At 50.1% G+C, this 8,591-nt stretch carries 10 protein-coding genes, 1 rRNA gene and 1 riboswitch; of the genes, 2 read left to right on the forward strand and 9 right to left on the reverse strand.

What is annotated here, in order from left to right; all coding sequences use genetic code 11:
• Nucleotides 1-3 precede the first annotated feature (3 nt).
• The 8 genes from purF to M3193_RS15980 all read right to left on the reverse strand — a co-directional run bounded on the left by purF (nucleotide 4) and on the right by M3193_RS15980 (nucleotide 7,453).
• Nucleotides 4-1,431 (reverse strand): amidophosphoribosyltransferase, encoded by a 1,428-nt coding sequence (gene purF, locus M3193_RS15945; protein WP_251629767.1) that lies wholly within the window; start codon nucleotides 1,429-1,431, stop codon nucleotides 4-6.
• On the reverse strand, nucleotides 1,407-3,638 hold the full coding sequence (purL, locus tag M3193_RS15950; RefSeq protein ID WP_251629769.1) for a phosphoribosylformylglycinamidine synthase subunit PurL: 2,232 nt from the start codon (nucleotides 3,636-3,638) through the stop codon (nucleotides 1,407-1,409). The genes purF and purL overlap by 25 nt, the downstream gene beginning before the upstream one ends.
• Nucleotides 3,622-4,308, reverse strand: coding sequence for a phosphoribosylformylglycinamidine synthase subunit PurQ (purQ, locus tag M3193_RS15955; protein ID WP_251629771.1), 687 nt, complete (start codon nucleotides 4,306-4,308; stop codon nucleotides 3,622-3,624). Before purQ ends, purL begins: the two co-directional genes overlap by 17 nt.
• Nucleotides 4,305-4,559 carry a phosphoribosylformylglycinamidine synthase subunit PurS gene (purS, locus tag M3193_RS15960; protein WP_251629774.1) on the reverse strand — a complete coding sequence of 85 codons (255 nt, stop codon included), beginning with the start codon at nucleotides 4,557-4,559 and terminating at the stop codon, nucleotides 4,305-4,307. Before purS ends, purQ begins: the two co-directional genes overlap by 4 nt.
• Nucleotides 4,560-4,779: 220 nt before the next feature.
• Nucleotides 4,780-5,898, reverse strand: coding sequence for a 5-(carboxyamino)imidazole ribonucleotide synthase (gene purK / locus M3193_RS15965; protein WP_251629775.1), 1,119 nt, complete (start codon nucleotides 5,896-5,898; stop codon nucleotides 4,780-4,782).
• Complete coding sequence (gene purE / locus M3193_RS15970) at nucleotides 5,895-6,383, reverse strand: 5-(carboxyamino)imidazole ribonucleotide mutase (protein WP_251629778.1); 489 nt, start codon at nucleotides 6,381-6,383, stop codon at nucleotides 5,895-5,897. Before purE ends, purK begins: the two co-directional genes overlap by 4 nt.
• 170 nt (nucleotides 6,384-6,553) lie before the next feature.
• Nucleotides 6,554-6,654: riboswitch (purine riboswitch) on the reverse strand.
• A gap of 83 nt (nucleotides 6,655-6,737) precedes the next feature.
• Nucleotides 6,738-6,929, reverse strand: a complete 192-nt coding sequence (locus M3193_RS15975; RefSeq protein ID WP_251629779.1) for an NETI motif-containing protein — start codon at nucleotides 6,927-6,929, stop codon at nucleotides 6,738-6,740.
• On the reverse strand, nucleotides 6,926-7,453 hold the full coding sequence (locus tag M3193_RS15980) for a DUF2179 domain-containing protein (RefSeq protein WP_251629781.1): 528 nt from the start codon (nucleotides 7,451-7,453) through the stop codon (nucleotides 6,926-6,928). Before M3193_RS15980 ends, M3193_RS15975 begins: the two co-directional genes overlap by 4 nt.
• A 104-nt stretch (nucleotides 7,454-7,557) precedes the next feature.
• On the opposite strand from M3193_RS15980, the gene M3193_RS15985 reads away from it, so the two are divergent.
• Complete coding sequence (locus M3193_RS15985; protein WP_251629783.1) at nucleotides 7,558-7,716, forward strand: hypothetical protein; 159 nt, start codon at nucleotides 7,558-7,560, stop codon at nucleotides 7,714-7,716.
• 9 nt (nucleotides 7,717-7,725) lie between these two features.
• Nucleotides 7,726-7,968: a hypothetical protein gene (locus M3193_RS15990; protein WP_251629784.1), complete on the forward strand. Its 243-nt coding sequence runs from the start codon at nucleotides 7,726-7,728 to the stop codon at nucleotides 7,966-7,968.
• A gap of 373 nt (nucleotides 7,969-8,341) precedes the next feature.
• Here M3193_RS15990 and rrf read toward each other — a convergent pair.
• Nucleotides 8,342-8,457, reverse strand: a 5S ribosomal RNA gene (gene rrf / locus M3193_RS15995).
• Between the last annotated feature and the right edge of the window lie 134 nt (nucleotides 8,458-8,591).

An 8,591-nucleotide genomic window follows, 5' to 3' on the forward strand; every position in this document is an offset into this window, starting at 1 on the left:
TCCTTATCGCCCGATTTCTTTTTCGTGCGGCAATACTGTATCCGCATAGATTTCCGTCGGGTATTCACCCGTAAAGCACGCAAGACATTGTCCGCAGTTTTTCATTTCAGACGGTCTGCCGATCGCATTCAGCATTCCTTCCGCCGATAGGAATGTCAGTGAATCCGCGCCAATCAATTCCCGCACTTCATCCACAGAACGCCCTGTTGCAATCAATTCGGAATCCGTACTGATGTCAACTCCATAGAAGCAAGGGCTGACGAGCGGGGGTGCTGCAATGACAACGTGCACCTCTTTCGCGCCAGCATCCCTCAGCATTTTGACGATCCGTCTCGAAGTCGTCCCGCGGACAATTGAGTCATCCACCATTACAACCCGCTTCCCTTCGACGACTTGATGAACCGGAGAAAGCTTCATCTTCACGCCTCTTTCGCGCATCGCCTGCGTCGGTTGGATGAACGTCCTGCCGACATACCTGTTCTTAATCAGTCCGAGTTCGTACGGAATGCCGCTTGCCTCGGAAAATCCGATCGCTGCAGAAATGCTTGAATCCGGAACACCCGTCACGACATCCGCCTCGATGTTGACTTCCCTTGCAAGCTGCTTGCCGCACCGTTTCCTCGCCATATGGATATTAATGCCGTCGATGTCCGAATCCGGTCTTGAAAAATAGACATATTCCATCGAGCAGATCGCCCGGTCCGCAGCTTCCGCGAACTGGTAGGAATGCAACCCTTTATCGTTGATGACGATCAACTCGCCCGGTTCAACCGAACGGATTGTTTCCGCGCCGATCAAGTCAAACGCGCATGTTTCAGATGCAACGACCCATGCATCTCCGAGTTTCCCTAGAGACAATGGCCGCAATCCGTTCGGATCCTGTGCGACGAGCAACCCATCCTCTGTTAAAATAACGAATGCAAACGCGCCTTTTAACATCGACAGCGCCTTTTTCACCCGGTCCCGCTGCGTCAAAGAACCGCTGCCGCTCCGTTTAATCAAATGGGCTAGCACTTCCGTATCGGAAGTCGTTTGAAAGATGCTTCCTTGCTTTTCAAGACTCTCTTTCAAATCCTTGGCGTTAATCAAATTGCCGTTATGCGCAATCGCCAAACTGCCTGTCATGGAACGGAAGACGAGCGGCTGCACGTTTTCCGCGCCCCGCCCCTCCTCCGTCGTGTAACGGACTTGGCCGATTGCCGACCGTCCCGTCAAGCTTTTCAGTGCGTCACCGGAGAACACATCATTCACAAGGCCTTCCCCTTTAACGACATGAAACCCTTTGCCATTTTTCGTTACAATGCCTGCACCTTCCTGCCCGCGGTGCTGCAGCGCATGCAAGCCGTAATAGCTCAGTTGCGCCGCATCTTCATGGCCCCAAATGCCGAACACGCCGCATTCTTCGTTCAGGCCTCTGAGTTCAGCAAGCATGGAATTGCCCCTTTCCAAGCGGAACGGAATTCTTCCACCGTCCCATCAATCAAAACCGCATCGTTATCGCCAGTAATGACGATTCTATCTTGATCGGTCACTGTACCGATTTTCACTGCATCCGTTACAATCGCTTCAAAAGCAGTCATAAGTTCTTCTTTTACCGTTACAAGGAAGCGGGATTGCGTCTCACTGAATAACGCCGTCACCGCAGAACCCGTCAAAGTCACTTCCGCGCCGAGACCTTCCGCGTCAAATGCCTTCTCGCAAAGTGCAATAGCGAAACCGCCTTCCGACAAATCAGTAGCCGACTGGACGAGTCTGCTTTGGATCGCTTTCAAAAGCGCTTGTTGGCGAGTTGCTTCTATTTCCAAATCAATAGCAGGCGCTTTCCCGAAAATCCTGCCATGAATCATTTGCTGAAGTTCACTTCCGCCAAATTCCGCTTCCGCTTCACCAATCAAGTAAATTGCGTCGCCTGCCTGTTTAAAGGAAGTCGTCGTCACTTGCGACAGATCATGCACGAGACCAACCAATCCCATCGTCGGTGTCGGGTAGACTGGAACTCCGTTCACTTCATTTGACATCGACACGTTTCCGCCGATGATCGGGGCATTTAACGTACGGCACGCTGCTGCAATGCCATCAGCCGACTTCTCAATCTGCCAGAATACTTCCGGCTTGTCCGGACTTCCGAAGTTCAAGCAATCCGTAGCCGCGATCGGTTCCGCACCTGAACATACTAGATTACGAGCTGCTTCTGCAACTGCAATCTTCCCGCCCGTTTCAGGATCGAGGTAAATATAGCGGGAGTTGCAATCCGCAGTCATTGCAAGTCCTTTATTCGTTCCGCGGACACGGATCACACCTGCTGAAGAACCTGGCGCTACGACCGTATTCGTTCTTGCTTGCGAATCGAATTGGCTGTACACCCACTCTTTCGACGCGATTGTCGGACGTTGCAATAACGTTGACAATGTCTCTTTCAAATCTTCGACAGCCGGCTCTTCATTTTCCATCGCCTGGAACTCCCTGAAGTAGGCTGGCTCTTCCGACTTTTTATAATAAACAGGTGCGTCTTCCGCAAGAATGTCCGCTAAAATCTCAGCAACGACCTCACCTTTATGTGTAAGGCGAAGCATTTTGTCATCTGTTACTTCCCCGATTGCCACCGCTTCAAGTCCGTATTTCTTGCACAAGTCGATGATCTCCTGCTCACGTCCTTGCTTCACGACGACGAGCATCCGCTCCTGCGACTCGGAAAGCATCATTTCATACGCAGTCATGCCTTCTTCGCGCTGCGGAACGAGATCCAAGTTCAACTCCACACCATAGCCCGCTTTCGAAGCCATTTCCGCTGACGAGGAAGTGAGTCCTGCTGCACCCATGTCCTGGATTCCGATCAATGCATCAGATTTAACCCACTCTAGGCAAGCTTCCATAAGCAGCTTCTCAAGATACGGGTCACCCGCCTGCATGACCGGCAGCTCTGCCTCTTTATCGACCGCAACTTCAGAAGATGACATCGTCGCTCCGTGGATTCCATCACGGCCCGTCTTCGCGCCGACGTACAACACCGTATTGCCGACACCCGATGCAAGGCCTTTCTGGATATCTTCATGATTCAACAAGCCGACAGCCATCGCATTGACTAGTGGACGCTTCGAATAGCAATTATCGAACTGGACTTCGCCTGCAACCGTCGGAATGCCGATCGTATTCCCGTAGCTCGCAATCCCCGCAACCGCCTGTTCGAATAAATAACGATCTCGCTCATCCGTCAAATCACCGAAACGCATGGAGTTCACAAGCGCTACTGGACGCGCCCCCATCGAGAAGACGTCACGGATGATACCGCCCGCACCTGTTGCTGCACCGATGAATGGCTCGATAGCAGATGGGGAGTTATGCGATTCCATTTTAAAGACCGCAGCCTGGTTATCCCCGATGTCAACGATCCCCGCACCTTCCCCAGGACCTTGCAAGACGCGTGCGCCTTCTGTCGGGAATTTGCGCAATACGGGCTTCGAGCTTTTATAAGAACAATGCTCCGACCACATCGCCGAGAACAATCCAGTTTCCGTATAATTCGGAAGACGTCCGATCATCTCGACTGCACGATCGAACTCCTCATCGGTCATTCCCATTTGGCGATACAGTTTTTCATCTTTGATTTGCTGAGCTGTAGGTTCATGCATGGTTGACATTCTTCTCACTCCAGTTCTTCAGAATTGATCGGAATAAAGGCAAACCGTCCGTCCCGCCGATGATTTCCTCGACCGCACGTTCAGGCAGCGGCATCATGCCGAGGACATTCCCTTGTTCATTCAAGACGCCTGCGATTTTCTCCACACTTCCGTCAAGATTGCCATCTTCGTATGTGAAAACGATACGATTCTGTTCTTGCAATTGGGAGGCAGTGTCTGCATCGACGTAATAGTTGCCGTACTCATGGGCGAAAGGAAGCGTAATTTGCTGCCCTTCTTCGTAAATGCTTGTGAATGTAGATGTGGAATTTTGAACAGCCAGTTTTGCGTTTCCGCTTCTGAACTTCAGTCCTTTATTCCGCAAGAAAGCACCTGGAAGGATTCCTGCCTCTACTAGAATCTGGAACCCGTTTCCTACGCCAAGAATCGGCTTGCCGGAATCCGCGAATGCCTTGAGGCCGTCAATCGATTTCGAGCTTTGAGCAAGTGCGCCCGGTCGTAAATAATCCCCGTAGGAAGCTCCCGTCGGAATAACGACAGCATCGAAATTGTTTAGGTCTGCGTCTAGATGGCTGACGATCTCTGCGCCGACGCCGACGATATCCAAGAGGGCGTGATACATGTCCACATCACAACTGGAACCTGGGAAACTTAGAACTGCGAACCTCATTTGCCCGCGACCTCCCCGATTTCAAAGCTGTAGTCCTCGATCACTTTATTGACAAGCAGCTTATCGCACATTTCTGTCACACGCGCTTCGACTTCACTGTCCGTTCCTGATAGCTCAAGCTGGATCAGTCTGCCGATGCGGACGCTTTCGACTTCATTGAACCCTAAAGTTTGAAGTGCTTCCTGAGTTGCAATTCCTTGTGGATCAACAACACTCTCGCGTAATGTTACGTAAACGTTCACTTTTGTCATGTCAATTTCCTCCCGAATGGATGTTAGTTTGTCATCGAATTGGTGTAATAATCAATTACGCCTTGGCGTAATTGCGTCCAGATTTTGAATTGCGAATCGAACAGCGAAGGGTTCGATTTGCCGTATTTCTGCGTTTTTTGCAGAAATTAAGGCACTAGCAGCGCAATTAACTCCCTACAAAATCTGTGACATCCGCCGGAGGCCTTAACTTACAAGTAAGTTAAGACCAGATGCCTGTTGAATCGATTTCTACCAATGTCTTCTCTATATCTTCGGTCATGATCGTCACATGGCCCATCTTCCGTTTTTCTTTCGCTTCGGCCTTCCCGTATAGATGGATCGACCAATCAGGATGATTCATGACCACTTTCTTCAAAGGCACGACATGCTCCCCGAGCACATTCACCATGACGGAAGACGCCCATAGCCTCGGCTTACGCAATGGCCAGCCGCACACAGCTCGGATATGCTGATGGAACTGGGATACATTACATGCCTCAATCGAGTAATGGCCAGAATTATGCGGACGCGGTGCGAGCTCATTGATGACAATCTCATCGTTCTCAAGCACAAACATTTCAACTGCCAGCGTTCCGACAAGTTCCAAGTGATCTGCGATTTTTTTCGCTGCTTCCTCTGCCTTGGCGATGACTGCCTCGGCAACCCTGGCCGGAACGATCGATTCATGCAAAATATGATGCTTATGAATATTTTCAGAGATTGGCAGGCAATATGATTCCCCTTCCGGATTCCGTTGAATGATAACGGAGATTTCCGTCTTGAAAGGGACGAACGCTTCCGCAATGCACGCTGAATGGGTGAAGAGTGGTTCGGCTAGCTCTAGATCGTTAGCTGACTCAAGCTTCACTTGCCCTTTCCCGTCATAACCGCCGTACGCAGTTTTCACGATGCATGGAAATCCTACCTGATCGATTTTTGCTATTAACTCAGAGAAGGATTCGGCGACGACATAATTGGCGACCGGCGCACCGGATGCTTGTATTTCCGCTTTCTCCGCTATCCGGTTTTGCGTAATCCTCACAAGTTCAGCTCCTTGAGGGACATAGGCGATTTGGCTGAGTCGCTCGAGACCTTCGTAATCGATATTCTCAAATTCGTATGTGATGACATCACTCACTTCACCAAGCTCCTCAAGCGCCGCTTCATCGTCATACGGAGCGACGATGCGTATATCTGCAATCTGGCCGCATGGTGAATCCATATTTGGATCGAGCACAGCAATCTTGAATCCGGCTTCCTTTGCGGCAAGGCCCATCATGCGGCCAAGCTGTCCGCCGCCGATGATTCCAATTGTCTGTCCAGGTAAAATCGTCTTCATTGCAACTCACCACTGCTTTCCAATGACGCATCCCGCATTTGTGCACGACGTTCTTCGAGACGGTTGCGCAGCTTCGGATCGTGGACGGCTAAAAACTGGGCAGCAAGCAATCCGGCATTCGTAGCACCTGCTTTACCGATCGACACGGTAGCCACCGGAACGCCTCCAGGCATCTGAACGATGGAAAGTAATGAATCCATGCCATTCAACGCCTTTGATTGGACAGGAACACCAATGACGGGCAATAATGTCTTGGCTGCCACCATTCCGGGAAGATGTGCGGCACCGCCTGCACCGGCAACAATCACTTCAATTCCCCGGTCCTGCGCCTGCTCTGCATATTCAAACATGAAGTCCGGAGTCCGATGCGCTGAGACGACCTTCTTTTCATAATCAACGCCCAACTCGTCCAATATGTCACAAGCATGCTTCATCGTTTCCCAATCACTTTTACTCCCCATGATCACGCCGACTTTCGGTCCCATAGACAATCCGCTCCTTTAGTAGACTGATGAAGAATTTCACTTCGTTACTTTTCCATAAAAAAATCCTTGAATAAGCTGCCTTCCATATGCATGGAAAGCAGTTCATTCAAGGATATTCACAATGCTCAAGATGAACGTATCCATAAGATATGGCACACCCTTCGCAGAATCCTAGAAATCGCTTTCCACATAGTCCGGACATTTACGGCGTCCTGGTAGAAACGCTGAAGCCAATCCTTCAGCATATATGTGGGTTATCTAACACACTCAGTGTACCAACTGAATTCGAATACGTCAATAAAAAATACGAACAATGGACATTCAAGCATGACCATCGTTCGTATAATAGACATTTTACTCATCTAAAATTCCTTTAAACTTAATGACTTGCCGGATCGGGACATACTCGCCATCCTTCTCCATAAAAACAGGCTCCTCCATCCTACCCGCCACGCGATAGCCTTCCGCAGCCAATCGCTGCAAACAATCGTTGATCGTCTCTTCTTCTCCGACTTCAAACCATACCGTTTTCTTCTTCGTACTCATTTAAATAAATTCCCTCTCCTCACAGACTTCACCCAAAATCCGCCGTGAATCGTCCTTGCTTCATATGCAATTATGAACGCTTTCGGATCAATCTGTTTAATCGTCTCATACAACTTCAACTCATCTTTCCGGGGCGTCAAAATCTGCATCGCCGAACGACTTCCTTCCAATCCGTGCGCAGACCAATCCGTCACCCCATATCCTTGCTCCCGCAACAACCTCGGCATCTCATAATCGATACCCGCTGTAATGACATTCACCGTTATATACCCGAGCGCCATCTTCTCCTCGATCTTCGTCCCGACTATGACGCCACTGCCGTACCCTAGCGCATACGCAATTATATTCTGTATTTCATTTAAATTATCCAATACCAATCCAAGACCCACAATATAGATGACAATCTCGATCATGCTCACGAAGGCAGCAGAATATCGATAGCCCTTTAATGTTAGGATCATACGGATTGTAAAGAAAGATACATACACGATGTTAATGACAAATATGATCAATACCATTTTCATTCTTCAGCAGACCTCCCAAGACTCGGTTGACCTCCATCGTATCGTGAGGAGCAATGGATTACAAGGAATTGCGGCTATCGGATAGTAGGTAATTTAGAGGATTTATGCGTTTTTTTGCTGGGGTGATGTGTGCATGTAGGCTTGAGTTGGGCGCGGAACGGCATTCTTTAGGCGCGCGGCGGCTCGCTTTGGGCGCGGAATTGCACTCTTTAGGCGCGGAGGGGCTCGCTTTGGGCGCGGAACGGTACTCTTTGGGCACGTAGGGGCTCGCTTTGGGCGCGGAACGGCACTCTTTAGGCGCGGAGGGGCTCGCTTTGGGCGCGGAACGGTACTCTTTGAGCGCGTGGGGGCTCGCTTTGGGCGCGGAACGGTACTCTTTGGGCGCGTGGGGGCTCGCTTTGGGCGCGGAATTGCACTCTTTAGGCGCGGAGGGGCTCGCTTTGGGCGCGGAACGGTACTCTTTGGGCACGTGGGGGCTCGCTTTGGGCGCGGAATTGCACTCTTTAGGCGCGTGAGGGCTCGCTTTGGGCGCGGAGTGGCTAACGCGGGACAATAATCATTTCTGAACTAATCCTGAATCGCGCCAAATGCCTTTGACAACTTAAAGGTTTACTATTTACAAAGGTTTATAAACACAAAAAAACACCTCCATAAGGAGATGGCCTTTGCCCGGCGACGTCCTACTCTCACAGGGGGAGCCTGGTCCCTGCGTAATTTGCACCGTTGGTGTAAATTACGCAAAGCGGCTGTGCCGTTTTCTACCATCAACGCTGAAGAGCTTAACTTCCGTGTTCGGTATGGGACCGAATGTAACTTAATATGACTCATAATAAACTTCAGTTATATTTTCAAACACAAAAAAACCATCCCCAATTGGAAATGGCCTTTGCCCGGCGACGTCCTACTCTCACAGGGGGAATCCCCCTACTACCATCGGCGCTGAAGAGCTTAACTTCCGTGTTCGGTATGGGAACGGGTGTGACCTCTTCGCCGTCGTCACCAGACTATGTATGAACGATGCTTGTTCGTTCAAAACCGGATAAAACCAACATTGTTGCTGAACTTCAAGTTCAACCGTACTTAAATAACTTAAGGTTAAGTCCTCGATCGATTAGTATCCGTCAGCTGCACGTGTCGC

It is taken from the genome of Sporosarcina luteola (assembly GCF_023715585.1).
GTDB lineage: Bacteria > Bacillota > Bacilli > Bacillales_A > Planococcaceae > Sporosarcina > Sporosarcina luteola_D.

Bases quoted from the DNA above. Each gene is read 5' to 3' on its own strand.
- purF (WP_251629767.1), bottom strand. From the start codon at position 1,431: ATGCTTGCTGAACTCAGAGGCCTGAACGAAGAATGCGGCGTGTTCGGC.
- purL (WP_251629769.1), bottom strand. From the start codon at position 3,638: ATGTCAACCATGCATGAACCTACAGCTCAGCAAATCAAAGATGAAAAA.
- purQ (WP_251629771.1), bottom strand. From the start codon at position 4,308: ATGAGGTTCGCAGTTCTAAGTTTCCCAGGTTCCAGTTGTGATGTGGAC.
- purS (WP_251629774.1), bottom strand. From the start codon at position 4,559: ATGACAAAAGTGAACGTTTACGTAACATTACGCGAGAGTGTTGTTGAT.
- purK (WP_251629775.1), bottom strand. From the start codon at position 5,898: ATGAAGACGATTTTACCTGGACAGACAATTGGAATCATCGGCGGCGGA.
- purE (WP_251629778.1), bottom strand. From the start codon at position 6,383: ATGGGACCGAAAGTCGGCGTGATCATGGGGAGTAAAAGTGATTGGGAA.
- M3193_RS15975 (WP_251629779.1), bottom strand. From the start codon at position 6,929: ATGAGTACGAAGAAGAAAACGGTATGGTTTGAAGTCGGAGAAGAAGAG.
- M3193_RS15980 (WP_251629781.1), bottom strand. From the start codon at position 7,453: ATGAAAATGGTATTGATCATATTTGTCATTAACATCGTGTATGTATCT.
- M3193_RS15985 (WP_251629783.1), top strand. From the start codon at position 7,558: ATGCGTTTTTTTGCTGGGGTGATGTGTGCATGTAGGCTTGAGTTGGGC.